This window comes from Rhodococcoides fascians A44A (assembly GCF_000760735.1).
Classification (GTDB): Bacteria; Actinomycetota; Actinomycetes; order Mycobacteriales; family Mycobacteriaceae; genus Rhodococcoides; species Rhodococcoides fascians_E.
This window is the reverse complement of the sequence record NZ_JMEX01000008.1, coordinates 2,283,068-2,309,281: the sequence shown is the minus strand read 5'-3', so window position 1 is coordinate 2,309,281 and position 26,214 is coordinate 2,283,068. Positions and strand designations below refer to the sequence as shown.

Annotated in this window: 27 protein-coding genes and 1 pseudogene; 12 read left to right on the top strand and 16 right to left on the bottom strand. The window is 63.5% G+C overall.

Features of this window, described 5'->3' with window-relative positions:
* Positions 1–6 precede the first annotated feature (6 nt).
* On the bottom strand, positions 7–720 hold the full coding sequence (locus BH95_RS23190; protein ID WP_037184374.1) for a hypothetical protein: 714 nt from the start codon (positions 718–720) through the stop codon (positions 7–9).
* A gap of 333 nt (positions 721–1,053) precedes the next feature.
* On the opposite strand from BH95_RS23190, the pseudogene BH95_RS28400 reads away from it, so the two are divergent.
* From BH95_RS28400 to BH95_RS23180, 3 genes and pseudogenes are all read left to right on the top strand, one after another.
* Positions 1,054–1,266, top strand: a pseudogene (locus BH95_RS28400) (beta-ketoacyl-ACP synthase); the annotation flags it as partial.
* Between the two features lie 73 nt (positions 1,267–1,339).
* On the top strand, positions 1,340–1,771 hold the full coding sequence (locus tag BH95_RS23185; protein ID WP_080738081.1) for a hypothetical protein: 432 nt from the start codon (positions 1,340–1,342) through the stop codon (positions 1,769–1,771).
* 117 nt (positions 1,772–1,888) lie between these two features.
* Positions 1,889–2,443: a hypothetical protein gene (locus BH95_RS23180; protein ID WP_033188977.1), complete on the top strand. Its 555-nt coding sequence runs from the start codon at positions 1,889–1,891 to the stop codon at positions 2,441–2,443.
* On the opposite strand, the gene BH95_RS23175 is transcribed toward BH95_RS23180, so the two are convergent.
* Both BH95_RS23175 and BH95_RS23170 read right to left on the bottom strand, forming a co-directional pair.
* Positions 2,430–2,624, bottom strand: coding sequence for a hypothetical protein (locus BH95_RS23175; RefSeq protein WP_157773133.1), 195 nt, complete (start codon positions 2,622–2,624; stop codon positions 2,430–2,432). The genes BH95_RS23180 and BH95_RS23175 overlap by 14 nt on opposite strands.
* Before the next feature lie 150 nt (positions 2,625–2,774).
* Positions 2,775–3,335: a TetR/AcrR family transcriptional regulator gene (locus BH95_RS23170; protein WP_037185457.1), complete on the bottom strand. Its 561-nt coding sequence runs from the start codon at positions 3,333–3,335 to the stop codon at positions 2,775–2,777.
* A 77-nt stretch (positions 3,336–3,412) separates the two neighbouring features.
* On the opposite strand from BH95_RS23170, the gene BH95_RS23165 reads away from it, so the two are divergent.
* From BH95_RS23165 to BH95_RS23145, 5 genes are all read left to right on the top strand, one after another.
* Positions 3,413–4,210, top strand: a complete 798-nt coding sequence (locus tag BH95_RS23165; protein ID WP_037184367.1) for an SDR family NAD(P)-dependent oxidoreductase — start codon at positions 3,413–3,415, stop codon at positions 4,208–4,210.
* Between the two features lie 32 nt (positions 4,211–4,242).
* The gene (locus BH95_RS23160) at positions 4,243–5,193 is read left to right on the top strand and encodes an alpha/beta hydrolase (RefSeq protein ID WP_037158626.1); all 951 of its coding nucleotides are present in this window, start codon (positions 4,243–4,245) and stop codon (positions 5,191–5,193) included.
* A gap of 49 nt (positions 5,194–5,242) precedes the next feature.
* Positions 5,243–6,079: an alpha/beta fold hydrolase gene (locus BH95_RS23155; RefSeq protein ID WP_244165107.1), complete on the top strand. Its 837-nt coding sequence runs from the start codon at positions 5,243–5,245 to the stop codon at positions 6,077–6,079.
* Between the two features lie 144 nt (positions 6,080–6,223).
* Positions 6,224–7,441, top strand: coding sequence for an FAD-dependent monooxygenase (locus BH95_RS23150; RefSeq protein WP_037184361.1), 1,218 nt, complete (start codon positions 6,224–6,226; stop codon positions 7,439–7,441).
* A 27-nt stretch (positions 7,442–7,468) separates the two neighbouring features.
* Positions 7,469–7,918: a MarR family winged helix-turn-helix transcriptional regulator gene (locus BH95_RS23145; RefSeq protein WP_244165106.1), complete on the top strand. Its 450-nt coding sequence runs from the start codon at positions 7,469–7,471 to the stop codon at positions 7,916–7,918.
* A 1-nt stretch (position 7,919) separates the two neighbouring features.
* Here the strand turns inward: BH95_RS23145 and BH95_RS23140 are convergent, their stop codons facing one another.
* The 10 genes from BH95_RS23140 to BH95_RS23100 form a co-directional block, all read right to left on the bottom strand.
* Complete coding sequence (locus BH95_RS23140; RefSeq protein WP_037184358.1) at positions 7,920–9,017, bottom strand: hypothetical protein; 1,098 nt, start codon at positions 9,015–9,017, stop codon at positions 7,920–7,922.
* Between the two features lie 2 nt (positions 9,018–9,019).
* Positions 9,020–9,931: a hypothetical protein gene (locus BH95_RS23135; RefSeq protein ID WP_157773131.1), complete on the bottom strand. Its 912-nt coding sequence runs from the start codon at positions 9,929–9,931 to the stop codon at positions 9,020–9,022.
* Positions 9,932–10,175: 244 nt separating this feature from the next.
* Positions 10,176–11,273, bottom strand: a complete 1,098-nt coding sequence (locus BH95_RS23130; RefSeq protein WP_244165104.1) for a PQQ-binding-like beta-propeller repeat protein — start codon at positions 11,271–11,273, stop codon at positions 10,176–10,178.
* Positions 11,270–12,577: a hypothetical protein gene (locus tag BH95_RS23125; RefSeq protein WP_244165103.1), complete on the bottom strand. Its 1,308-nt coding sequence runs from the start codon at positions 12,575–12,577 to the stop codon at positions 11,270–11,272. Before BH95_RS23125 ends, BH95_RS23130 begins: the two co-directional genes overlap by 4 nt.
* Before the next feature lie 177 nt (positions 12,578–12,754).
* Positions 12,755–12,925, bottom strand: coding sequence for a hypothetical protein (locus BH95_RS28820; protein ID WP_155291574.1), 171 nt, complete (start codon positions 12,923–12,925; stop codon positions 12,755–12,757).
* 560 nt (positions 12,926–13,485) lie between these two features.
* On the bottom strand, positions 13,486–14,370 hold the full coding sequence (locus BH95_RS23120; RefSeq protein ID WP_037158643.1) for a TolB family protein: 885 nt from the start codon (positions 14,368–14,370) through the stop codon (positions 13,486–13,488).
* A gap of 258 nt (positions 14,371–14,628) precedes the next feature.
* A complete protein-coding gene (locus tag BH95_RS23115) occupies positions 14,629–15,762 on the bottom strand; it encodes an EstA family serine hydrolase (protein ID WP_037184349.1) in 1,134 nt (377 codons plus the stop codon).
* Positions 15,759–16,382, bottom strand: coding sequence for a TetR/AcrR family transcriptional regulator (locus tag BH95_RS23110; protein ID WP_019665741.1), 624 nt, complete (start codon positions 16,380–16,382; stop codon positions 15,759–15,761). Before BH95_RS23110 ends, BH95_RS23115 begins: the two co-directional genes overlap by 4 nt.
* Positions 16,379–17,941, bottom strand: coding sequence for a class I adenylate-forming enzyme family protein (locus tag BH95_RS23105; protein WP_019665740.1), 1,563 nt, complete (start codon positions 17,939–17,941; stop codon positions 16,379–16,381). Before BH95_RS23105 ends, BH95_RS23110 begins: the two co-directional genes overlap by 4 nt.
* Positions 17,942–17,977: 36 nt before the next feature.
* Entirely contained in the window at positions 17,978–18,631 is a 654-nt protein-coding gene (locus BH95_RS23100; RefSeq protein WP_019665739.1) for a nitroreductase family protein, read from the bottom strand.
* Positions 18,632–18,800: 169 nt separating this feature from the next.
* Between BH95_RS23100 and BH95_RS23095 the strand changes: the two genes are divergently transcribed.
* Both BH95_RS23095 and BH95_RS23090 read left to right on the top strand, forming a co-directional pair.
* A complete protein-coding gene (locus BH95_RS23095) occupies positions 18,801–20,690 on the top strand; it encodes a flavin-containing monooxygenase (protein WP_037184345.1) in 1,890 nt (629 codons plus the stop codon).
* 217 nt (positions 20,691–20,907) lie between these two features.
* A complete protein-coding gene (locus BH95_RS23090; protein WP_019665737.1) occupies positions 20,908–21,381 on the top strand; it encodes a DIP1984 family protein in 474 nt (157 codons plus the stop codon).
* A gap of 641 nt (positions 21,382–22,022) precedes the next feature.
* Here BH95_RS23090 and BH95_RS23085 read toward each other — a convergent pair.
* The 3 genes from BH95_RS23085 to BH95_RS23075 are packed head-to-tail and all read right to left on the bottom strand — an operon-like array spanning position 22,023 to position 23,922.
* A complete protein-coding gene (locus BH95_RS23085; RefSeq protein ID WP_037185448.1) occupies positions 22,023–22,418 on the bottom strand; it encodes a type II toxin-antitoxin system VapC family toxin in 396 nt (131 codons plus the stop codon).
* Positions 22,415–22,648, bottom strand: coding sequence for a type II toxin-antitoxin system Phd/YefM family antitoxin (locus BH95_RS23080; protein WP_037184341.1), 234 nt, complete (start codon positions 22,646–22,648; stop codon positions 22,415–22,417). The genes BH95_RS23085 and BH95_RS23080 overlap by 4 nt, the downstream gene beginning before the upstream one ends.
* A 32-nt stretch (positions 22,649–22,680) precedes the next feature.
* Positions 22,681–23,922 carry a hypothetical protein gene (locus tag BH95_RS23075; RefSeq protein WP_244165101.1) on the bottom strand — a complete coding sequence of 414 codons (1,242 nt, stop codon included), beginning with the start codon at positions 23,920–23,922 and terminating at the stop codon, positions 22,681–22,683.
* 88 nt (positions 23,923–24,010) lie between these two features.
* On the opposite strand from BH95_RS23075, the gene BH95_RS23070 reads away from it, so the two are divergent.
* Together BH95_RS23070 and BH95_RS23065 are read left to right on the top strand one after the other, a co-directional pair.
* The gene (locus tag BH95_RS23070; protein ID WP_037184339.1) at positions 24,011–24,754 is read left to right on the top strand and encodes a hypothetical protein; all 744 of its coding nucleotides are present in this window, start codon (positions 24,011–24,013) and stop codon (positions 24,752–24,754) included.
* Between the two features lie 450 nt (positions 24,755–25,204).
* Positions 25,205–26,149 (top strand): manganese catalase family protein, encoded by a 945-nt coding sequence (locus tag BH95_RS23065; RefSeq protein ID WP_019665728.1) that lies wholly within the window; start codon positions 25,205–25,207, stop codon positions 26,147–26,149.
* Positions 26,150–26,214: the final 65 nt, after the last annotated feature.

Sequence of the window (26,214 nt, the reverse complement as noted above, 5' to 3'; positions counted from 1 at the left end):
ACCCCTTCACACCGAGCCAGTCGGTGCGTCGCCGGTAGCGGATCGAGGAGTGTTCCCACCGGCTGCCCATACCCTCGCCGCCACCAACGTGGCCGAAAGAACAAGCATCACAACAAGAGTTGACGACACTACTACGTACGGCCGTGTCGTGAAGTCGTACAACCATGCCGTTCCCACACCACAGGCCGTCGCCGCGATGCCACCGACCGGCAACAACACGGCCGCACGCTTCGTCGTGCCAGGCCCGAAATCGTCGCCGGTTACACGAAGAATGGACCACACCAACAGCAATGCTGCACAGTACGCGAGACCAGCGCACACCGCGTACGTCGTCAACAACGACACCGGCTCCACGGCCACGCTGTAGCCCGGCTGCCACGCGTTCACGGCGTCGAGCACCATGGCCAGAATTGGCGCAAGGCCTACAGCGATACCCACCAGACCCGCACTCACGACGCGCCCGAAGCGGTTCCCTGTGCCGGCGGCTACTCGAACACCAGCGAGGTGCAGGACAACGCCGATCAGCGCGCCCAGCACCGCGCCCACCACCGCAATTTGCCACAGCTGCTCCCAGTCCGGCCCGTAGAACCGCACGGTCAGGCTGCTTCCGCCGTCGAAAACATCCTTCGAATCCCGTCCGGGCGCGATATCCCCGACACCGCTCCCGAGGACGGCTATCAGCGATCCGAGCACAGCAAACCAGAGGGACAGCTTCCACATTCGGACATCATCTCGCACCGGTAAGCGTTCCGGTGACGACGCTCCGGTACCGCAGGTAATCAAGGAACCTCCACGTTCGTTCTCCTTACGACTCCAACGTGGGAGCACCTCGCCAACTGTGTGGGCGAAGCCGGGACATCTCGCGGGTCGACTGGACAGACATACGCAGCAGCCCGCTACCGAGCGGCAACGCATTCGGAAAGCGCTGCAGCTGCGGCGTCGGTTCGGCTTACATCGCCAGTGGCGAACCGGTCGACAAGAAGACCACGGAATGCCGCACCCAGCACCGCCGCACGCTCCAAGGCGTCGTCGAATCCACACCTTCGGAGAGACTCAGCGAGTGCTGTCGGTGCGCTCGAAGCAATCCTGACCATGCTGACCCTCGAGCACTCCGAATTGCCGCCCACCCTGAACCTCGAAAAGCACTATCCGGCAATCGATCTGGATGTGGTGACTCATCGCCGTCAGCAGCGAATCGACTACGCCCTCAGCACGTCCATCGGTTTCGGCGGGCACAACGTCGCGCTGGCGTTCGGGTGGGTGTGAGTCCACCGACGAAGACATTCCGCAATGACCTGTGTAACACGCACCGGACTCCAACCGACCAAGTGGAATGAAAATGATCCGGCTTGCCCGCTATGCCTCCGTCCTCGCTGCCTGCGCAGGCGCGGCGGTGTTCGCTGCCCCGAACGCGTCCGCAGAGGTCGTCTCACTCGACATCCTCCCCGGGCTGAGCTTCGGACCGACAACCCAGTACGGCGTCGGATGCACCTATGTCGCGGTCGCTCGAACCGAGAGCTTCTCGGAGCCTCGAACAGACATCGGGCCGATGGATTACAGCATGGTGATGCCCATCGAGGAATTCATGTGGCAGTTCGACGGATACTGGTACTCACCAACGATTCTCGGGCACAAGTTCACTCTGGTGACACCCACTGCACCCGGCGAACACTCGCTGATGGCCTACCAGACCTCGGCGGGCGGACCGATCGCGACCATCGACGTCAACCCTGCAGTTCCCTTGGGTCCCATATGCCTGGTCGCGCCCTGAGGTGGGCAGATGCTGCACAACGATCCCGTCACAATGAACCACCAGGCCGAGCCCACACGTCACACTGAGGAGTGCTCACCCTGGTTCGGGTGCGAGTGCAGCGAGGATCGGAGACAGATGATTCGACTCGGTAAGGTCGCGGCGATGGTCGCGGCCGCAGTCATGGCCATCTTCGTCGGGTTCGGCGCCGGCGCCGTTGCGCACGCACACCCGGCCGTCGATCCGGTATCCGCCCTGCGCTCCGCTGGCGTACCGGCCGAGATCGCTGCGCTGGCCACCGCGCCCACACCTGTCGCAGGCACCGTCGATACCGTCAACCTCGCCCACCCGACGGGCGGATTCCCCGGATCGCGGATCGACGCCGTCATCGATCACTCGGCCCGCTCCATCACCGTCGTGCAGCGCTGGCTGGAGTACGAGCCGTCGGAACTCCACGCAGGATGGGTCAACCTGAGGACGGGGCAATCGGGAATCACCGAATTCCTCGGCACCGCACCAGGAACGATCGACGGCCTCTACCCGACCATCGACAGGACCGCCGTATTGCCCACCGGCAGCGGCCCGGTCGTCGTCATGGTCTACGGCCGCATACCAGGATGGTCCGGATTGATCCCCTTGGCGCCCGAATACTTCGGCATCCTCACCCCAGCGGTCGCCCTCATCCAGGTCTAGACGAGCAACCGAAACCGTCGTCACCCCCGAAGTCCCCTCCTCCGCCGAAATCCGCGACACCGAGCGTGGCTCCTTCGTATCCGAAATCGTCGTCGGGCCCGGTTGTGACCACCGTGCATGCCGCTGCCGAGAACGTCACCACGGCAACGACCGTCGCGAGAATTGCTGTGCGTGTAGTCATGCGAACACCGACCCCGCTGTCTGCACGATGGACTCGCATCAGTCCACACCCTGCTTCCCCGCCCGAACTCCGTTCTCGCTCCTCGCAGCCCTTTCGTCCGGCTGATGGTCGTCGTTACGCACCATCCGGTCGGTCGAATCGAGTCGGCCGTCAACCGCCCGGAACACGACCGTGGGACATCGCAGTGACGAGCTGGTCGATCACAGCCCGCGTCGCGGCGGGCGACGGCGCGTGTGTCAGAAGACCTTCGACGACGAACGTCCCGATGCGGATCATTGCGTCTGCCTCCGGTCCGGAGAAGCCCGACGCGGCTACGTCGACAGCGAAGATTGATTCGGCATACGCGTGAAAGCCGTTGTGCCAGATGTTGATGACGTCGGACTTGGTCGCACGTTCATGCACGGTGGACACCAACGGCCCCACTCGCTGTAACCGCTCGACAAGCCATTCGAGACGTTCGGCGAGAGGACGATCGGCGATGTCGGCGTAGTCCGCTGCGTCCTCGGCCACGATCGCCGTCAGAACGGCGACCAGGATGTCGTCCTTGTCCTCGAAATACCAGTACAGAGTGTTCGCCGTGATGCCGACAGCTTTGGCCAACCGACTGACGGATGTGCGCTCGAAACCGTCGGACACGAACAGCTCGCGAGCGACGCCGATGATCTCGGCCCGCTTCGCCTCCCTGTCATGTAGTCCGCGGTTTTTCGGCATGCCGGACATCCTATCTTGAATGCCCATCAAGACACTGCTACCGTTCTTGATGACCATTCAAGAGACGGGGGCCTGCATTGACCACGACCGGACGAACAGCGCTGATCACAGGAGCATCGGCTGGTATCGGCGCGCAATTCGCGCGCCACTTGGCCGCGGAAGGACACAACCTCGTTCTCGTTGCACGTCGCGAGGAACGGCTCGTCGCACTTGCGGACGAACTGGCGAAGCGGCACAACGTGCGCTGCGACGTCGTCGTCGCCGACCTGACCGACAACAGCGCCCCGCGCACGATCGTCGAACGCACGAACTCCCTCGGCATCGATATCGACATCTTGATCAACAACGCAGGCATGTCGGGCAACTCGTCGTTCGCGGACGCGCCGTTCGACGCGCTCGCCGCCGAGATCCAGGTGATGATCACCGCCGTCACCGAACTCGCACACCTGACGGTCCCCGGCATGAAGGAGCGCGGATACGGACGGATCGTGAATCTGTCGTCGTTGGCTGCCTTCATGCCGCCGGCAGCAAGCTTGCTCTACACGGGCATCAAGTCCTACGTCCTCGATGTCTCGCAAGCTCTCGACATGGAGCTTCGTCCGTACGGCGTCCACGTCACTGCGCTCTGCCCGGGCTTCACCCACAGCGAGTTCCACGACGTCATGGGGACCCGCGATGCAGCCACCTCGAAACTACCGTCGATTCTGTGGCAAGACCCCGAAGCCGTTGTGCAGGAGGGCTGGCGGGCAGTCGAGGCGGGCAAACCGGTGTGCATACCGGGCGTCGTGAACAAGGTGATCGCAGCCGCAGCTAAGCCGATTCCCACCCGGCTCGGGTACTTCCTGGGCAAGACCTTGAATCCGTTCAAACACTGACTCGCTCATTGCGAATCGCAAGGAGATGCTCGATGACCACCAACGAACGTTCCAAATTCACCCGCACCGAAGCATCGTTCACCTCCGACGGTATCCGCTGCGCAGCAACCATATTTCGACCCCAGGAAGCAAGCGCAACACCGCTTCCGGCGATCGTCATGGCACACGGCTTCGGTACGCCCCGGGCAATGCGGTTGTACGCGTTCGCGGAACGTTTCGCTGCGGCGGGCTACATCGTGTGTGTATTCGACTACCGACACTTCGGTGACAGCGACGGCGAACCACGACAACTGCTCGATATACCGAGACAACTCGCCGACTGGCGTGCTGCTGTCGACTACGCGCGGACGCTCGACGGAGTCGATCCGAGCAGGATCGTCGGATGGGGTACATCCTTCGCCGGAGGCCACGTACTCACCCTCGCGGGCACCGGCGTCGAATTTGCCGCTGTCATCGCGCAGGTACCTCACATCGACGGGATCGCCGCGGTCCGTGCCGTCGGATTCCGGCACACACTGCGTGTCCTGCCCTCGGCCGTCAAAGACGTCGTGCGCGCACTTCGCAAGAAGCCACCGCACTACATCGACAGCGTCGGCCTGCCTGGAACGCGCGCTGTGATGGTGTCGCCGGATGCGAACTCCGGTCGCGATCGCATGATGCAGGAATCCGGCCTCACCCACGGTGACTACCCCGAGACCGTCGCAGCTCGGATTCTGCTGAAGATCGGGCTGTACTCGCCCGGCCGAACGGCGTCGGCGATCGCGTGCCCCACGTTGGTGCAGATCATGTCCGAGGACACGGTGACTCCCGCCTCGGTCGCCCTCCGTGCTGCACAGAAGATCCGCACAGCCACGGTCCGCACCTATACCGGCGGTCACTTCGATCCCTATGTCGATTTACTCTTTTCGGCAGTGATTCGGGACCAATTGGCGTTCCTCGCCGAGAACGTGCCGCTCGCTGGGTGCTCCGCCCCCACTGCGTAGCTGACCGGTTCACCGTTGTCCTTCGTCTCCAGCCGATAACGTGTCGGTCATGTCCATCGATAGGGTACCTGTAGCGGGCGGAAGCATCGCCGTCGAGACTCTCTCCGGCACCACCGAATCCATTCTCGTGGTGCACGGGGTCTCCAGCCAGCGCACACTGTGGGGTTGGCTGCACGCGGAGGCTCCGCACCTGACACTCGTCGCACCGGATCTGCGCGGGAGGGGTGACAGTGTGGACGTCACCGGTCCGTCGTCACTGGCCCAGCACGCCGAGGACCTGGATGCGGTTGTCGATGCACTGGGCCAGGAGGCGGTGCACGTGTGCGGGATGTCGATGGGTGCGTTCGTGGCGGTCGAGTTCGCGGCCCGCTATCCCTCCCGAGTGAAAAGCCTCGTCCTCGTCGACGGCGGCGTGCCGGTAGGACCGCCCGAGGGGTTGACGCAAGAAAACGTTGCAGCAGTGTTCGGGGACAGGATCGCCCGAACGCAGCAGCACTGGAACAGTGTCGACGACTACATCCAATTCTTGGTCTCGACGTCGTTGCCCCTACTCGACCCAGCCGACCCGCTGCTCCGGCAATACGCCGAACACGACCTGGTCGACGGCGCCGTCCGGCTGTCGGCGGATGCAGTCGTCGCCGACGCCACCGACGTGTTCTTCGGCCGCTCGAGATTCGAGGAACTGACGGTGCCCATTCGATTCCTGCACGCGCAGTGGAGCGTCGGAGCCGATTCTCCGCCGATGTACTCACCGCAGGACATCGAGGCCGTCGACCTGACCTCCGTCCGCCCGTTGGCCGGACTCGATCACGCCGGAACGATCATGACCTCGGTCGGCGCCGCCGCTGTAGGCGCGATGATCGCCGAGGCACTGCTTGCAGGGTGATTGCCTGCGATGAGTGAACTGTTCGCGATGACCCGCCGGCACGTTCACGTCTTCGGGTTTGCGGCAACCTGCAGCCGGGCATGTACCTCCACAGTAAAGTAACTTCGTCACAGCGATACCTGATCGGTTCGCGGGAGGAACACCATGTCGAGATCGGATCACCGGCCCACTCGGGTCCTCGTCACCGGCGCGAGCATCGCCGGGCCCACGTTGGCATGGGGTCTGTCCAAAGCCGGATGCGACGTCACCCTTCTCGAGCGATCTCCAGCTCCGCGCGAGACCGGGCAGAACATCGACATACGCGGACTCGGGCGCGACGTGATACGTCGAATGGGCGTCGAGAACACCATTCTGGAAAATCTGACCGGCGAGCAGGGCACGCGGTTCGTCGACCGGCACGGGACGCCCCACGCGGTGTTTCCTCGCGAGGAGGGCCAGGACGGACCGACCGCAGAGATTGAAATCCTCCGCGGACGGCTCGCACAGATTCTCGTCGACATCGTTCCCCGCGACGTGGATCAGCGGTTCGGCGACTACGTCGTCGGTGTGGAGCAAGACTCGTCCGGTGTCGACGTCACCTTCGACGGTGGCAGCACCGAACGCTTCGATCTCGTACTCGTCGCCGAAGGTCGAAGCTCTCGAACCCGACGCATCGTGTTCGACGACGAGACCACGCTGCGGGATTTCGGGGTCAGCATCACCTACGGCACCATCGATCGCCTTCCCACCGACGTCGATACCTGGGACTGGTGCACAGCCGGCGGAGGCCGCGTTGCAACGCTGCGGCCCGACAACGAGGGCACGATACGAGCGTCGCTGTCCTTCGAATCCGAGCCCTTCGGATTCGAATCCCTACCGGTGGATGCCCAATTGCACATCCTGACAGAACGATTCCGCGGGGCGGGATGGCAAACCGAACGCATCCTCGACGGCTTTCACGAGCGGCCGCAAGATTTCTACACCCAGCGTATGGAACAGGTACTCGTTTCCACGTGGAGCAAGGGCCGCGTCGCGCTCATCGGCGACGCTGCATGGGGATCCGGCCCGACCGGCATGGGCACCACACTGTCCCTCGTCGGGGCACATATCCTTACCGGCGAACTCGCAGCCAATCCAGACAACCATCGAGAAGCGTTCAGCCGCTACGAGAAGCAGATGCGCGCGTACGCAGACAGCGCACAAGGGATGCGACGCGGGAGCGCTCGGCTACTCCACCCGTCGTCGAAAGTCGGTGTGAAAGTCCTGCATTCGGCGTACAAAGTCGCGGCTTCGGCACCGGTACGCCGGTTCTTTCAAGCCAACCTGCTGACGCACGAGAAGCAGGTTCCGACGCTTGCGGACTATCCGCTTCTGCGCGCCTGATCACCGCCTGGCCGAAAGGATCGACCGATGTCGACAGTGAGAACCGAAACGCTCGAAGCGCTTCGTCACTATGCGGTGAGCTACCAGGAGTCCGCGTATCAGCTGGCTCGCTGGATGAACCTGCCGACCAGCGACGGCAACGCGCTCGGCGAGATCATCTGGGCCGAAAACGAAGGCACACCACTGTCTCCCGCTGTGCTGTCAGCCCGGATCGGGTTGACCTCTGGGGCGACGACCGCACTGATCGATCGCCTCGAAAGGCAGGAGCTCGTGCGCCGCAGCCGGGAAAGCACCGACCGGCGAAGCGTGGCATTGCGCTCCACGCCGCTCGCGCGCGAACGAATGGACCCGTTCATACGCCGGGCATCCACCGACCTCGAAACCGCTCTCGCCGACTACGACGACACCACACTCGTCGTCGTCCGCGACTTTCTTCTCCGCTTCGCCGCCGTCCTTCCCCGGGAGCGACGGACCTGAACTAAACGCCGCCGTTCCGTCGCCGCTGCAGCACCACCACGCCGACGGCCGATGCAGCGACAGCGACCAACGACGTTGCCCACAGCCACGAATAGGGGGCAGTCAATGCGCTGGTCAGAGGGGTGTACGCGGTCCACCCGTACTGGACGGTGATCGGTATCGCCGCTGCAAGCGGAATCGCGGTGACGGCAATTACCGTCGCCGGCGCACTCGAAGGACGCACCGACGCGTACAACATCCCCAACGCCAACGGCACGAACGCCATCCCCATGAGGAAAACGCCCAACGCCTCGGCGACGACCCCGACAGCCAACAAAGCCAGCGCAACCACAGGTCGCGACCACCTCCACCCCACCCCAAGACCTGCGATCAGAGCGGCCACCAAGATGACACCGGACTCGGACCCGTACACCGGAGACGCCACCGACGCCAGAGTCACCAGCGCCGCGAGCACCACCATGCCCGTCGACCCAGGCAACACGAACGCCGCACCGACGAACACGACGATCATCAGCAGCGCCAGTGGCCACCGCTCGAAGAACTCGAACGACAAAGCAGCCAAAAGGCACGCCGGCAGCCCGAGTCCGGCGACGATGAACCGTCGTCGATCCGCAGCCGTGATCGGGTCACCTGTTCCCGCCGACTGGAAGAGGCCAGCCCAGAACGCCGCAAACAGCAACACCGCGAAAACGCCCATCGCAACGTAATGGGTTGTCGGTATGACCGGCTCCGAGAGGTAGTCGGCGTACCGCCGCGGGATCGACTCGAACATCGGCGACAACGCAAAGCCCGCGACGGTGCCGACCACCAACGCGCCCAGCGCTGCTCGGGTCCCGGCAAGTCCGGAGGCAAGGCCACCGACAACCAAACCCGCAGCAACGCCCGTCACCGGTTCCGAGAACGGAACAGCCAGAATCAGAACACCCAACACCGCAGCTGCACAAGCAGTTCTGCCACCGAGGACCATTGCCGCCGCAAGAGCCACGACCGCGCACACCACACCCGACCCGACACTGCCCTCCATGGTCATTCGCAGCGCGACAACGAACGCACCACTCACCGACGCCAGAACTGCGAGACCGAGTCGCTCTGGTCGCATCGTCATCCCCGTTCGGCTGCGATGGAGTCGACAAGGTAAGCCGGCGCGGCAAGCGGGGCATATCCGTCGGCAAGAATTCTTTTACAGCCGCCGAGTTCGACGTGCACCTGAGCTGTGGTGCCGTCCAACGACATCATGCCGCTCGACGACGTCGCTATCGAGTTGCTCCTCTCGGAGCAGGGGGCTGCATGTTCGAGCCCGCGCAACAGTGCCTCCCAGTCTGGACTGATGTCCGACGTGCTGAACATGCTCGCATTGGCGAACGCGGGAGACTGCCCGACGTTGTCGAAGTAGCAGAACCCGGACGGCCAGAAGGGGAAATCGATTTTCTCCGTCCCGTCGACAGGCGCCGAATAGACGGGTGAGCAGTGATAGAAGTATTCGATTCCGGCCGCATCGATAGCGACGGTGTGCTGGATCGCGTACTTTTCCGGCAGTTCGAGCACTTCCCCTAACGCAGTGGTGTTCTCGAAGCCACAGTCCCACAGAGGGTACGACGGTTGTACCGCACGCCCGTCGGCATCGACCAACCACATGTCGACCGGAGCGGCGAGACTGTAATCACCGCACGACCCCGGAAGGAATGCGCGCCGGGCCGAGGGTGCATTGAAAGCCTGGATCGCAGACCCGAAATCCCCCGAATAGTGGCGCTCGAAGTAGGTCGCGACTCCGTCCGCGCCGATCCGAGGAGCCAGGTCGATGTCGCACACAACAGCCTCAGCGGGAACGAACGAGTCGGGCACGGTTCCTGGAATTGGACGGGGGTTGGTGGAAGGGGCGTAGGAACCAGGAAACCGCTGGTACGCGCCGACGTCCTGAGGCAAGACACACGTGAAGTCGTCGACCGATCCGATGGACGCCACGGGCCTGGGCTCAGGTTCGGTGTACTCACCACACGCCACAAAGCCCGCCATGACTACAACGAACAAGACCAGCCCTATCCGACGTCCCACCACCGACACCCTATACGGGTGACCACGTTCAGATCAGCCGCGAAGCTCTCCGACCCATCGTCAGTGCGGCGGCGCCCGATGGAACTCCGGTGCCGCATCGTAACTGTCGACACGCTCGTTGCTCTCGCGTCGTCACCGGGACTGGATCTGTAGAAGGCTCCCGATCGGCATGCCGGGACAGCACGGTCCGGAAACGATCACCGTCTCATTCGACGAGCTTGACGATCGAGCTGGAGCTCACGAAGTACACCCCGGATTCCGCCTCGACAACCGTTCCCGACGCGGTGAACCCGTCGACATCCACTGGCGGTGACCATGTCCAGGACACTTCCCCGGTTTCACGGTCAGCGGCGATGATCGAACTGCCGTCCTGGGAGTAAACAGTCTGTCCGATCGTCTTCTCGATCGCGTACGGATCCTCCAGCTTCCATACCTCGGTGCCTGACGCAGTGTCGAAGACTGCTGTTTGCGAGCGTAATTCGAGGTTGTCGACGGCCGATCCCGTCACCGTATCGAAGAACTCGGCGTCGCTACCGAGAGTGATGACGCCCCGATCGTCGTGCACGTGTATCAATGTCGACTCGATACCGTCCCAGGTGGCGAACCCGGTGACGGGTAGAGACCAGGCGCCGGCCAGCGCGTCGATGCTGCCACCGTGCAGGACCGATTCACCGTCCTCCGGGTTGCCCTCCAGGATGAACACCGATTCGCCGTCGGACTCGATTCCGTAGGTGAACCATTCTCGCGGCAAGGGAACTCGGCGCATGGCCCCATCCTGCGCATCGATGGCGACGATGGCGGGCACGTCCGCGTACGAATCCAGGCACACCAGTTCTCCGCGAGTGAGTCGACTCGCGCAGGTGTCGACACCTCCGGGCGACGCCGACCAGCGCACGGTGCCGTCACCGGCGTCGATTCCCAGCAGCTTCGGCGAATCGAACGAGTACGTTCGTGGGTCTGGCAAGCCGACGGCGGTGATCAGCACGTCGCCACCGTCGACGACGCCGTAGAGGCTGGAATCGAACAACAGCCCTGCCGAAGGCGCACGCAAGGCGGCGAAGTCACGCCCGTACGCGGCCGACGCGTCGGTCGACCATTCCGGTGTGTGTGCGGGACCGGGCGAGGCCTCGGTGGTGGTCGCGGACTCCACTTCGCTGTACTCGGCCCAGTCGCCCACCGACGCATCGTCGGTGGGCGCATCGGGGGTGGTCCGAGTGAGGGCGACGCCCGCTGCCGCGACGGCAGCCACGGCGACCACCACTGCTACTGCGGTCCGCAGCGTGTCCTTGCGTGCTCTGCTCACGGCCACTGTCCGATCGGGGTGTTGGCGACGGCGTCGAGCACTTCGGCCGACAGGGGCTCGGGAAGCGTCAGGGGCGCTCGTCCCCCTGATGCGATCTCGACCGTCGACCGCGCCGACACCTGCACTCCGGACGGGCGAGTGACCGTCACCGATCGCGACAACAGCCCGGTGCCGTCCTCGGACGTCATCATCTGAGTGATGTCCGTGTCCAGAAACTCGACGACCGATCCGTCGGGCAGCGTTCGGAGAACCGGTAGTTGGCCGTAAAGAGATGGATCGTACGGGTCCGGGGCAGTCGGGAGGGGTTGTCCGCCGGCAACCGACACCGCCAAGCGAATGGTGCCGTCCCCGACGCCCACGTCCGTGCAGATTCCCGACCCGAAACCGTCCGGGACCAATGATCCGATGGGGCGGTCCAACGCCGGTGCGTCCGGAATTGCCGCCCAACTCGCAGTGAATGCTGCGTTCGCTGCATCCACGGCCTCGCGGCTCAGATCTTTCACCGTTCCGTCGCCCGGCGGATACACCGAGCAATCGACCTGGAGCACCGGGCTTTCAGTCGGTGACGGGGCCGAGATCGCCAGTTCCGGAATCGAAGCGACGGCCGCTGCTTCGTGTTGCTCCAGCGGCATCGCCGGCGACGAATCGGCACTTTGATACACACTGACGCGCGTGCCGTCCTCGCGATAGGCGGTGGCCGAGCGTGAGTAGGTCCGCACGCCGTCGATTTCGTACCATGAGTCGCCACTGTCGACGACGGTTCCGTCGGCGTCGATATCGCGCCGTTCGAGAGCGCCCGCGACACATGGGGGTACGCCATCACTCGACGGCCCGACGTTGACCGAGACGAACGCCGTGACACCGTCACGCGTCAACTCCGCGTGCGCGGTGGTCATCGGATCGAACTCGCTGTCGCCGAAATCGGTGACAGGAGCGAAGTTCAGCGAATTGGAGGGTGCAGCCACATCGATCTCGACGTCGGCCGGCAATGCTGCCCGCACGGCCTCGGACATCGCCGCGGCCTTGGCAGTGGTGAACCACGGGAAATCAGGGTTGTCGTAGGTACTTTCCCCACCGACGGTAATCCGGGAGTACAACCCGCCCTCGTCCTCCACCGGTGGTTCGACGGTGTCGCACCCCGGGATGTCCGCGGAAACGTCGACCGGCGCGCTGACGAAATTCCCGGTCGTGGACGAGCCGGTCTCCCTCGACGGGATGAAGCTCGCGACCACGACTCCCACCGCAACGATGGTGACGACCACCGAAACAGTCCTGATTCGATCGAGCAGCCCACTGTCGGTCACCGGATGACAGTACCGAACTGTGCTAGGCCCTCGGCATCGAGCGAGGTCCGCAAGCAAGGGAAGTCGACGCCGGCACAATTGCCGTCAAGACGCGTCCGACGGCCCGTTAAATGTTGCCGTGTGTTCAATCTCAGGGCTGACACGTCCGCACATGGAACTGGCGGATTCGTTCCCCGATCATTCGCATTCACGCCGCACTGGTGCCATCAGAGCTGCGGCCAGCAGAAACGTCGCAAGGAGCACCGTCGTGGTCATGCCCGGAATTTGGACGGCGATTCCTGTGGCGGCAAGCAACTCACAGGCGGCAATCACCTTCGCGTGGAAATTTGCGGTGTTCTTCTTCGACATTCGTTTCTCCAAGTTCTCATCGGATGGCAGCAGAGCCGAACGTACAGCTGGTCGGCAGTCGAATCCAGAGTAAAAGCGTTATGCCACAGGGTTTTTGCAGAATCGAAAGCGGCACCTGACAAAAGTTATGTACCGCTTCCGGTGGCGTCGGCAAGGGGCACTGCCACACTGCCTAATTCTCGCCGAGAGACCGCTGGCCTTGTTCGATCCGGCCGCACTGCCGCCGGCGACTGGGGTTTTCGGCTCTCCGACGGTGATCGCAGAAGCGGCGCATAACACCACCCATTATCTGCCGCCGACGGACGCAAATGTGCCATAGATCACGCCGCTGGAACGTCTGGAGCGACGTTGGCGGCCCTCGGAACGCGCTGATCGACGCATCGGTCGACGCGTGCTGATCGACTGGGGCGAATCCCGCGTCGACGCCGTATTTCTTCGATGTACCGGCGACTCTCGCCGAGGCGCGTGCCTGTCCAGCGTGGGAGGTTGCGACTTGTTGGACTGCCGAACCCGATTACGCACGGTCGCGGCTCGACGATCTGATGGGCCGATTGCAGGCCCTACTGTCCACCACCGACGCTCGGGTGTTGCCCGGTGATCGATCGGGGTGTCAGCCGCCTCTGGTCGGAGCCGTCGGGCTTCATCGATGCCAACTCGACGCCGGTCGACAGGCTGATGTCGGTGACAAGTTCACCGGATTGTGTTGTTGCCCTCGAATAGAAGATGCGTGAACCATCCGGCGTGAACTCGGGATGCACCGCGTACGTGGTGGTGAGCTGCGTGATCTCGCCGCCGCCCACGGGCATCGAGTAGATCTCCGACCCGTTGTTCCCACCGCGGTTGCTGGCGAAGACGAGAGTGGACCCGTCAGGCGACATGACCGGGTCTGCGTTCCAGAACTGATCTCGCAGAACGACCTTCGGTTCACCTCCTGCCGTAGGCACTTCGAGGATGTACCCGGAGACGTCGAACAGGATCTTGGAGCCATCCGGTGAGAACGACGTCGCGTATGCCGCCTCGTCCTTGGTCACCTCACGGACATCGGAGCCATCCGAGTTCATCACTCTGATGCTCTCACCGTCCTTGAATGCGATCGCCGACCCATCAGGGGAGAACTCGGGTTGGCCTCCGCTTCCGTGGAGGGTGCGTCGTTCACCGGACTCGAGGTCTTGGGCCACGAGACCGTCGCGGACGCTGTAGACCAGCTGTGTGCCGTCGGGCGACACCACTGCGTCGTTGGTGTAGTTCCCGTCGGACATGTCATCGGCCACCGTCGGAGTGACCTGGCGCAACCCGGTGCCGTCGGCGTTCACGACGAACACCTGACCCCAGCCGTCGTCGAAAGACACCACAAGGGGTGACGGAGGGGGAGGCGGATCCTCGGCGCACCCGACCAGCAGACCCGACGCAGCAAGCAGGACCGCTATCGACCGAAACAATCGCATCGGGCCATCATTGCAGACCGGCCAGTACGGGATCGTTCATGCAAGAAAGTTCCCATATCGCTGCGACATGTAAAAAATCATCCACATGTCTACATGTCAGCAGCGTCCCCATCAACCGGAATTCCGCCTGGCAAGTACCAGCAACAACGAAGGATGGGTGGGCAACTCGGGCAGTCGGATCGCGAAGGCGTCCTCGCTGCCCCCTACGACTGTCTTCACGACCGGAAATCTGAGGGAAAGGCAGAAGTCCTCTATCGTTTACCCGCCTGCAGCATACGTCGCCCGGAGGTACTGCTCGGCACGATCCGAGCCGATGATTCCCGGGCCCATTTTGTTCATCATGTACGAGAACGTCATTCGGGTATCCGGGTGCATGACGATGAGCGATCCGCCCCATCCTCCCCAGAAGCAGATGCGTTCGTCCGGGATGTAGGGCACTGTGTCCGGTTGCGGGAGTCCGAAGCCGATACCGAATCGCAGGGGCACGCCCAGTGCGAGGTCGATTCCGTTGCTCTGCTCCAGGAAGATCAAATCGATCACGTCCGGCCCCAGCAGGCGTACACCGTCGACTTCACCGCCCCGCGAGATCACCGACAGGATCCGGGCGATCGAACGAGCATTGCCATGGCCGTTGACCGCGCCCATGTCCGCACGTCTCCAAGCCGGGGTGTTCGCAGATGCAGCCTGGACGAGTGGGCCCAGGAATGTTCGACGCCTGATCCTCAGCGGATCGGAGTACGTGTCCACGGCCGGTGGCGGCGGCGGTACGACGTCGGCGATGCGGTGCCAGTCCTTCTCGTCCGCCCCGATCTGGAAGTCCGCGGCCAGAGGTCCTGCTATCTCGTCGGCGACGAACGAGCGCAACGACTTTCCGGCGACGCGTCGTACCAGCTCTCCGATCAAGTGTCCCTGATCGGCAGCGTGATAGCCGGATGTGGTCCTCGAATCCCACCACGGCGCCTGAGCCGCGAGCCTCGATGTCGCCAAGTCCCAGTCGTACATGTCCTCGGTGGAGAACGGCCGATCCCATCCCGAGACGCCGGAGGTATGCGACATCAGGTGTCGTACCTCGATCTGATCCTTCCCTGCGGCCGCGAACTCCGGCCAGTACTGCGCAACAGGCGAATACGGGTCCAGCAACCCACGGTCGATCAGCATCAACGCCGCCAGGCTGGTGACGGTCTTCGTCGTCGACCAGACGTTGGTGATCGTGTCCTCGGTCCACTCCGTCGTTCGATCCACGTCGCGGTACCCGCCCCAGATATCGACGACGCGCCTGCCGTCGATGTCGACGACGATCGACGCACCGAGCTCGTCACCCGAATCGATGTTGGCGGCCAGAGCATCCCGCACACCGCTGAACTCGGCAAGGCACTCACCGTGAACCGTCATGCGCGGGCACCCAGAAGGCGGTGGACAGCAAGTTCGACATAGTTGTCCGCGACGTCCTCGATGCTCAGTTCACCGTCGTCGTGAAACCAGTTGCTGATTCCGTTCAGCATGTCCGTCACCGCGAACGAGGCGAGCCGCGCGTCGGGCACCGTGAATTCACCCGTGCGCATCCCCGCGGCCACCACGTCGCGCACTCGACGTTGATACTGACGGCGATAGTCCTCGACCACAGACCGATGTTCTGTTGTCAGCGACGCCAATTCGTGCAAACCGACGATGTACTCGACGCGCCGAGAATTGAGATGCACAAGGTGTGCGCGAACCAGCGAGGACATTCGTTCGGTCGGTGTGCCCGGCGCGTCGAGCAGCGGAAGTGTCTCCTCCACCGGGACCTGCGTGACCGACAGACAGATCGCGAACAGGATGTCTTCCTTGGACGGAAAGTGGTGATACAGGCTGGCGCCCTTGATGCCCACAGCGTCGGCGATATCGCGCATACCGACGTTCGCGTACCCGTCACGCGCGAAGATCTCGGCGGCTTTCGCCGCGATGTCCTCCTTGCGACGCCTGGTGCGGATCTGGCGAGGGACCGCCACCTCCGCGTCGTCGGGCGCCGTCACACGACCTCCGTCGCGACAGTCATTTTCCGCAGCTCACGCTTGAGAATCTTGCCCTGCGCGTCGACCGGGAGCTCCTCGATGACGTGCACGGCCTTCGGCGCCTTGTACGAAGCCAGCGACGTCCGGCAGTGCTCGATCAGCGCGGCCGGATCCGGCGTCGACCCCTTTGCCGCGATGACGAACGCCGTGACGGCCTCGGACCAGTACGGATCCGGCATCCCGACGACGGCAGCACGCAGCACGTCCGGGTGCGCGTGCAGAGCGCGTTCGACTTCCTGGGACGACACGTTCATACCTCCGGATTTGATCATGTCCTTCATACGATCGTAGAAGAACAGATTTCCGTCGGCGTCGATACGCACCATGTCACCGGTGTGCACCCAGCCATCTGCGAAGACGTCGGCCGTCTTGGCCTCGTCCTTGAAGTACCCGAGCATCACCGACGGTGTCCGGCAGAGCAGTTCACCGATCTCCGCCTCGTTGCCCTCCGCGTCGACCACTTTGATCTCGAGGTGCGTGACCGGCTTGCCGATCCACGACGCATCGCCGCCCGGAATGTCGTCGAGAGTGGTGAACCAGCCGACCGAACCCAGCTGAGACAGCTCCGACTGACCCCAATACGTTCCCCAGATCGCCTCCGGCGCAGCCTGAGCCCACGCGGTGATGGTGTGCGGAGAGACCTGACCACCGTAGGTGAGACAGCGTCGCACCTGCCCGACGGCGGCAGGCCCGAAGCTCGCCTCCCGCGCGAGCGCCAGATAGAACGTCGGAGTCTGCGCGATCACGGAGATATTCTCGTCGGCGATGATCTGCAGCGACCTCGTCGGATCGGCTGTCGCAGGCAGGACCAGCGTCGCCCCCATCAACGTCAACGTCGTCATCGAACCCAAGCCGGCGATGGTGTGGAACGGCATGACGAACAGCCACGTGTCCTCCGGCCCCGTCCGCAGTCCCCAACTCCATGCCGGAGCCGTCGAGATCAGGAAGTTCCGGTGCGGGATCATCACGCCCTTGGGCGCGGCCTCGGTACCCGAGGTGTAGATGACCATCGCGACGTCGTTCTCGTCCATGTCGACGTCGGGTTCCGTGGTGGCCGTGTTCGCGGTGAGCTCGTCGTAGTGGGCCCCGAACCCGACGAGCGTTGCGGAATCCGGCTTCACCGACTCGATGACGTCGAGGAACTCGGGATCGGCGACGATGACCGTCGGCTCCGCGTGCTCGAGTTGGTGCTTCACCTCCGGCCCCCGGTAGAGCACGTTGATGCCCGTGAACGCGGCACCGACCTTGAGCGTGCCGTAGTACGCGACGACGACGTCGACGCTGTTGCGCGCCATCGACGCGACGCGGTCACCGTGCCCGACGCCCAGATCGAGAAGCAGGTTGGCGAATCGATTGGCGCGTGTGTCGAGGTCCGCGTAGGTAGTGACCACACGGGCACCTGCTGCGTCGTAACTGATGAACGCCGTCTTGTCGGGCTGGGTGCGCGCGTGGCGACGAAGTTGATCGCCGATGGTCGCGCGGCCGATGGCGGATCGGTGTTGAGGGGCGGGTCCGGGCACGGTGGGCTCCTGAGATCTTTTTAGTGCGGGGAATCTCTACAGTGCGGGGGACAGATCGAACATCGGCTGCGAGAAGGTCTCCAGCGCAACGATTTCCTCGACCGGGCTGCGGGTCAGCTTCTTCGGGAAATTCTTCTCCGGGTAGCCGACGGTGATGTGCGCAGCAGTGATGTACTCGTCGGGTATCTCCAGCATTGCGCGGACAGCCGGCTCCTCGTGGCACAGCAGCGTGGTGACGGCCGTCGCGACGCCCTGATCTCGGAGCGCCAGGCACAGGTTCTGCACGGTGGGGTAGATCGATGCACCGCCGACGACGGAGAGTCGGCCGAGCTCGTGGTCCGTGGGGTGGAGCCCGTCCATCGCGGCGCAGACCACGACGATCGCAGGGACCTCGGCGAGGTGGCGGGCGAAGTAGTCCGCGTCCCGCACGGTCTTCGGCAACGCACCCACCGCGACGGTGCCGCCGGTGATGCCGGCGAAGTAGGCGTCCCACATGGGTAGATACAGATCCGCGAGGGCCTGCTTGCGCGCGGCGTCACGGACGACGATCCATCGCACCGGCTGACGGTTGCCGCCCTGTGGACCGAAGCGGGCGACGTCGAACGCGCTCTTGAACACCTCGTCGGGTACCGGCTCGGTCGAGTAGCGCCGACATGTGCCGGTGGTGCGCATTGCCTCGGTGAGTTCCATGAGGAGTTCCCTTCGCCTGTCCGCTGTTAGGTAGTGGTGACAGCATTGTGTGGCGCAAGCCACATTATCAAGGGTCGAAATCCGACGTCGTGCGGCTATTGCGTCAGTTTGCCTAACTGTGGTTAGTTTGCGAGAGGCCCGTGCGACTCGTGCCCCGAAGGAGGTTCCGGTGACCGTCACAGCCCCGACTGCACTGAGAAGAGATCGGCTGGTCCGAGCACTCGACGCGGCCAACATGCCCAGTCTCGTCGCCGTGCTTTACCAACTCACCGGCGACCGCACATGGCTCCAAGACCCGTACCGCCCGACGCGCAGCCGCGGCATGGACGACAACGACGGCGGCGGATTCGCACCCGAGGTAGCCGACATCATCCGAGCCGCCGCACTGGACGCGATCACCAGCGGACGCCCCCCAGCACTACCGTCGCCCACAGGAGACGATCTGGTCGAGATGATCTCCGCCGCCGTCGGCGAATCCGTCCCACCCGAGTTCGCGGAGATGGTCGCCGAGGACATGGGGTTCACGCACGCACCTGCGCCGACGCAGACGCCGTGTGACTTCTCGGTCGTCGTGATCGGCGCCGGTGTATCCGGCATGCTCGCCGCCATCAAGCTGCAGGAAGCCGGTATCGAGCACATCGTCCTGGAGAAGAACTCCGACGTCGGCGGCGGATGGTTCGAGAACACCTATCCCGGTGCGGGAGTTGACACCCCGAGCCACCTGTACTCGTACTCGTTCGCCCCGCGGTCCTGGTCCACGCACTTCGGCAAGCGCGACGAGGTGTGGCAGTACCTCAGTGACGTTGCGGCCGAGCATGATCTGAGGGATCGAATCAGGTTCGACACCGAGGTCGACTCCGCCGTGTATCAGCCGGACACACAATCGTGGACCGTCACCACGATGGACGGCGACACCCTGACGGCCGACATCGTCATCACCGCAACCGGCCAGCTCAATCGGCCGAAGGTGCCGAACATTCCGGGACTGGACACGTTCGACGGTCCCATCTTCCACACCGCCGAATGGCCCGACGACCTCGACCTGCAAGGCAAGCGGGTAGCCATCGTCGGCACCGGCGCCAGCGCAATGCAGGTCCTACCCGCCATCGCCGAAACCGTCGGGCATGCGACGGTGTTCCAGCGATCACCGCAATGGGTGGCGTCGAGCGACGTGTACTTCGAACCCATCGACGACGACGTCAGCTACCTCATGGAAGCCGTTCCGCTGTACCGATTGTGGTACCGAGTGCGGCTTGCCTGGAACTTCAACGACCGTGTTCATCCGTCCCTGCAGGTCGATCCCGACTGGGAGAACCCGAGCCGCTCGATCAACGCCATCAACGACGCGCATCGCCGCGTCTTCACACGGTACGTCGAGAAGGAACTCGACGGCAGGCCGGACCTCATCGAGAAGTCTCTGCCCGACTACCCGCCCTTCGGCAAGAGGATGCTGCTCGACAACGGGTGGTACGCCGCGCTCAAACGCGACAACGTCACGTTGGTGACCGAAGGAGTCGCATCCATCGGACCGGACTCCGTCGTCGGGTCCGGCAGACACGTCGCCGAGGTCGACGTCGTGATCCTCGCAACCGGATTCGAAACTCACAAGCTGTTGAGCCCCATCGACATCCGAGGACGATCCGGCGTCTCGATCAAGGACTTCTGGGGACCCGAAGACGCCCACGCGCACCTCGGCATCACCGTCCCCGACTTCCCCAACCTGTTCCTCACCTGCGGACCGGGAACCGTACTCGGCCACGGCGGAAGCTACATCACCATCGCCGAATGCCAAGTGCGCTACATCGTCGACCTGCTACGCACCATGGCGGACAACAACATCGGCGCCGTCGAATGCAAACCAGAAGTGGAACAGGACTACGTCCGACGCCACGACGACGCCCACTCCCGCATGATCTGGACCCACCAGGGCATGGACAACTGGTACCGCAACGACGCCGGCCGAGTCGTCTCCACACTCCCCTGGCGCATCGTCGACTACTGGAACATGACACGACACGCAGATCTCGACGACTTCGACGTCGAGAGCGCGAGGAGGTAGCGCGCACCGGTCCTGGTGTAACAGTTGCGCACGCGTGAGCCGGGATCCCGCCTGACGGGTACGCAACTGTTACGGCAGTCCCGGGCCGTTCGCTGGGGGTAGACCGACGGTCCCCGTCTGTGGTACCAATTTCCTATGACTTCAATCGACACGTCGAAAGGCGCATGAGCGCCCGTACGTTCACCACCTTCGGTCCCAGCGAACCGGGGTGTAGATCATGAAACTCGCGGAAGCCCTCGCGGAACGAGGCGAACTGGTACGCCACACCGAACAATTGAAGGTTCGGATTCTGGCCAACTCCCGGCATCAAGAAGGCGAAACACCTGCAGAAGATGCAGGCAGACTGCTGTCCGAGCTCAGTGCAGCGCTCGATCGGCTGGAAGTGCTGATCCGGGCGATCAATCGCACGAACAGTGCCGCACCCATCGGAGACGGAACCATCACTGATGCGTTGGCCCATCGAGATGTGTTGCGGATCAGACGCAGAGTCCTCACCGCCGCCGCCGACGCTGCGTCCGGTCAGGAACGAGAGCGCTACGGCCCGCGGCAACTGAGATCGGAGTTGACGTATGTTGCGGCACTACCAGTGGCCGAATTGCGCAGCACAGCAGACGATCTTGCTACCCGGATTCGACTGATCGATCTCACGATACAGAGCGCCAACTGGGAACACGATCTGCTGACGGACTGAGGAATTGTCAGGTAGTAGGTAGCTGTCGTTCGAAGCGAGCACGTCCCGCGGTCGGCGGACATCCGACCACCCTCTTGCGTGACGAGCAACGCCTTGATAGACACTGCAGCTCAGCATATTTCACGCATCACGGTGTAACGCGCACATATCATCACCGAGTGCTGGTCGAACGAAAGCGAGGGTGGGCATGGGGCCACCTGACAACAACAACTCGATCCAATCACCGGGCCTGCGTCTCCGTCATGACGCATCGACTATGACCCGCATACAGCACAGGGCCAGACGACCACGCTCGAACAACGGGACGCTCGACTTGCTCGACCAGTGGCGCCGACACGTGGAACGCGTCGAGCGGCGCGTAGCTTTCGAGTCATCCCGTCCCACACCGAACTTCGATACTTATCCCGCCATCGTCGCGGGGCCGACCGGCTGTCCCGCATGTGACGGCCCGTTCACGGGCAACGGAACCCGAGACCGCCTCGAACGGATAATGCGGGGCAACAGCCGCAAAGCCCACCGCCTCAGGGCAGCAGTCACTCACCTCGACGAAAGATACCGCGCCGCAACGGTAGAAGTCGACGCACCTGCCGGCTTGCAATGGTGGGACCGCCGCTTGCCATGGGTATGACGGCGCACGACTTCTACGCGGTTGCAATGATCGGAGGCATCGCGCCCTCCCGTATGACTTTGTCACTTGTCGCGATTGCCAACCCGCGACGAGTGGCCTGTGCAACGATCATCCGATCGAACGGATCTCTGTGCGCCCACTCGAGCTGACCCGCCAAGGTGGCGTCTGCTGAATTCATGGTCAATTCCTGCGCAGCCATGGCCGCCAGCGAGTCCGACCAACTCGACAACACCCCACTACCATCGAGACGCCCCAGCCTCGTCTTGATCGAGATTTCCCACGCGGACGCGGCAGAGACGAACAACTCGTTGGATGGATCCTCGAGAACCGCGAGCGCAGGTTGCGCAATCTTCTGCGGGGACGTCAGCAGCCATAGAAGCGCATTGGTGTCGAGCAAGACTGCGGTCACGACGGCTCGTCCCACGCCGTCAACTCGTCCTCGGGGATCGGCTTGTCGAAGTCCTCCGGAATCACCAACCCTGGGAACTGGCCGAATCTTCGCGTCGTGGGCGCTACCGGCGATATGACAGCGACGGGTCGCCCGTGAGAGGTGACAGTCACGGGGCTGCCAGTTCTCTCCACTTCGGACAGGATGGCGTTCAGTTTCGCTTTCGCTTCCGTACTGCTCACCGTCCTCATGACATCAGCGTACCCAAAATTGACTAGTCCAACTAGTCAGATAAGGCCGACCGAGAACCCCGGCTGTCCGCTCGCGTCAGAAACACGTACGCCCCCGCCGCGACAAGGACGGAACCGACGCTGATTGCCGTCGACGTCCACTCCCATCCGCTCGGAGAGAAGACAGGCTGCATGCTCGTCAGCGGGGTGTACGCAGTCCACCCGAACTCGGCGACGACCGGGACCGCCACTGCTATCGGGGTGGTCACGGCGATCACCGAGGCCGGTGGGCTCGTCGGAAGCAGCGACGCGAAAAGGAGTCCAAGGGCGACGGGCAGGATCACTACGGTGGCTGCCGATTCGATGGGGTCGAGCTGAGAATCGGCGAGAAGTCCAACCGCTGCAACCAGCGCGATCAACAGGAAACCCACCATGGGGAGCGAACGCCGCCACCCCACCACGACGCCCACGACCAACAACGCAACGAACACTACAGCAGAAGCGAATCCCATCGACCCCGTCGTCGGAGCCGCCACGTACGCCAAAGCGGCGAGCACAACGGTGCCGGTCGTCCGGGGCAAGGCGAACGCCGCGCCGACGAGCAACGGCACCACAGCGATGCCCAGAAGCCAGCGATCCTGCATCGCTCCGTCCGCACCGAGCCGGTCCACCGAGCGCACGAAGAGCCAGTACAGAACCAGGCCGCCGGCAGGGACCAGCACCCCCACGGTCAGCACTCGCGTCCGGTGCTGCACCCGCTCGACAACCCCCTCGACATTCGAGGAAATCAACAGAACAGCCAACACCGCAAGGGCTACGAGAATGTAGTGACCGGACGAAGCGTTGGAGAGGTACTCGGCATAGCGGACCGGGCTCGATTCGATGTGCGGCACCAACACCATGCCGGAGAGCACACCGACTACCAACGCGCACTGCATGGTTCGGCGATTACCTACACCGGCGAGCACCGCACAACCACCGAGAATCAACCCACCCGCGATCGCCCGCAGATGCATCTGCACGTCGAACGAACCGAAGGACACAGCCGCGAGCAGCACGACGCCGATACCCGTTGTCGCGTGGACAGTTCGACGGCCGGTCACGAACACAGCCACCACAACGGCCACGACGGCTGCCACTGTGGCCACCGCGGCCGCACTTCCGACGAAGACGTCGAGGCGGTCCCCTCCCGCGACGTACGCGAAGTTACGCGCCGGCGTGACCACCACCGCCCACACTGCCGTGAACGCACCGACGAAAACGGTGAGGTGAGCGAGTACGCGTCGTGCAATCACGTCGAGCAGCTTGTCACGTCTTGTCCGGTTCTGCCGCTGAAGGAAAGTCACTCGACCGCGCTGCGGTCCGCACGGCACGATGGAGGTCATGGACTTCACCGTGTCGGTGCTTGCGGACCGACCCGACCTCGCCGAGACCGCGTGGGGCATGCCCGATTCCTGGCCGACGTTCATGACCCACGACCCCATCGCGTCGCTGTACTACCGACCGGAGGTGGTCGAGCATTTCGCCGATTTCACTATCGTGTGCCAGCACGAATCCGGATCGGTCGTCGGAAAAGCTCATTCGATTCCGTTGCACGTTTCTGCTGGTGGCGGCCTGCCCGACGATGGCTGGGACGGCGCCGTCCTCCGAGGGATCCGCGACCGTATGACAGCAGTCGTCCCGAACACCGTGTGTGCGCTGGAAATCGCTGTGACGCCGGAAATGCAAGGCCATGGTCTGTCTTCGGTACTACTGACAGGTTTGCGTGAGAACGCGGGACGCCTCGGATTCGACGAACTCATCGCCCCCGTGCGACCCAATGGCAAGACCGACCCCCGCGAATCGATGAGCTCCTACGCGGCTGGACGTCGACAGGACGGACTGCCCGCGGATCCGTGGTTGAGGGTCCATGTACGAGCCGGGGGAACGATCGCCGGAGTCGCACCCCGGTCCATGGTCATCCCAGGCACTCTCGAGGACTGGCGGACGTGGACGGGTCTGCCGTTCGACCAGTCCGGGCCCGTCGACGTCCCAGGCGCTCTCGCGCCCGTGTTGTGCGACGCGCAGCAAGGCACCGCGGTCTACGTGGAACCGAACGTGTGGGTGAGGCACCGAACCAGGGCCTGAACAACAGAACGGCCGCCGGGAAACCGGCGGCCGAGGTTACAAGTCGATTCAGATGGTCACAACTATGCGGCTGCGACGTCGTCCGCACCGAGAGGCGGAACAACCGCAAGGGACCGAGCTTCGGGAGCAAGCCCGAGAATCGATTCCCACCACGCCTGCCGCTGAACGTTTTCTTTCCATACCACTACGTCGTGCTCGTCATGCATACGTTTACTTGCCCTCCGCCGTCTTCGATAGCCGTGTCGCGCAAGTGCAGGAGTGCCCCGAAGACGGCGATACCAAACCGGACCTCCGGTCGGATGTGATGTTTCTCCCTGCCATCCAGGGGTATAGCCGGAGTGCTGATGCATTCCCAGCACGCCTTCGAAGGCGGAATAGCGACAGTCAAGTCCCGGCGTCGCAGACAACCCGATCGTTCACGCTCGATGCACTGCTGTCCTAGGGAGAATCGTGTATCTACACACCGAACAATTGATCAACGACATCGCCGTCGACGAGCCGGATCCGGCCGCTGCCAACGCCCTTCAGGAGGGCCTGGGCGGACAGTTCGGCGAAATGCGCACCATGATGCAATACCTGTTCCAGTCCATGAACTTTCGTGGAGATCCGGCATCGAAACCGTACAAGGACCTGTTGCAGGGCGTCGGTACGGAAGAGATCAGCCACGTCGAACTCATCGGCACCACCATCTCCCGTTTGCTCGACGGATCCCCCGAATACAACGGCAAGAAGACGGACCCCGTCGACAAGCCCGGCGCCAAAGGCGCTACACCCCTGAAGATTGCTCTGGACACCAGCAACATTCACCACTATCTCGTCGGCGCACAGGGCGCCCTCCCGGTCGATGCTGCAGGAAACCCGTGGTCGGGCTCCTACGTCTACAACAGCGGCAACCTCGTGCTGGATCTGCTGTACAACCTGATGTTGGAATCGACCGGCCGCCTTCAGAAATGCCGCATCTACGAAATGACCGACAACAAGACGGCCCGCTCGACGATCTCCTACCTGATCGTCCGCGACCAAGCGCACGAGAACGCGTTCGCCAAAGCATTGGAAAGCCTGGGCGTGAACTGGGGCTCGGTGCTGCCGATCCCCAAGACCAACGCGGAACGGTTCCCCGAGGTCAAGAAACTGCTGGACAAGGGCCTGCAAAGCATCCAGTACACCTTCAGCGCCGACGACAAGAGCCAGGCGGCCAAGCTCTACCGCGGCGCCTCACCGTCGAACGACGGAACCGAATTGTCCACGGCCATCATGCCGGAAGGCGTCCCCATCAAGATCTCGCCCGAGCGGCGTGAGGAGTTCTCACCGGGCCTCGACAAGGACCTGCTGGCGCTGATCCAGGCCACCGCCGAGGTGGAGATCGCCGCAGCGAACGACCCGAAGATCAAGTAACACAACCGAATCAGGACAGGTGGAGGCGACGCGGTGACACCGCGTCGCCCTCCACGTGTTTCCCC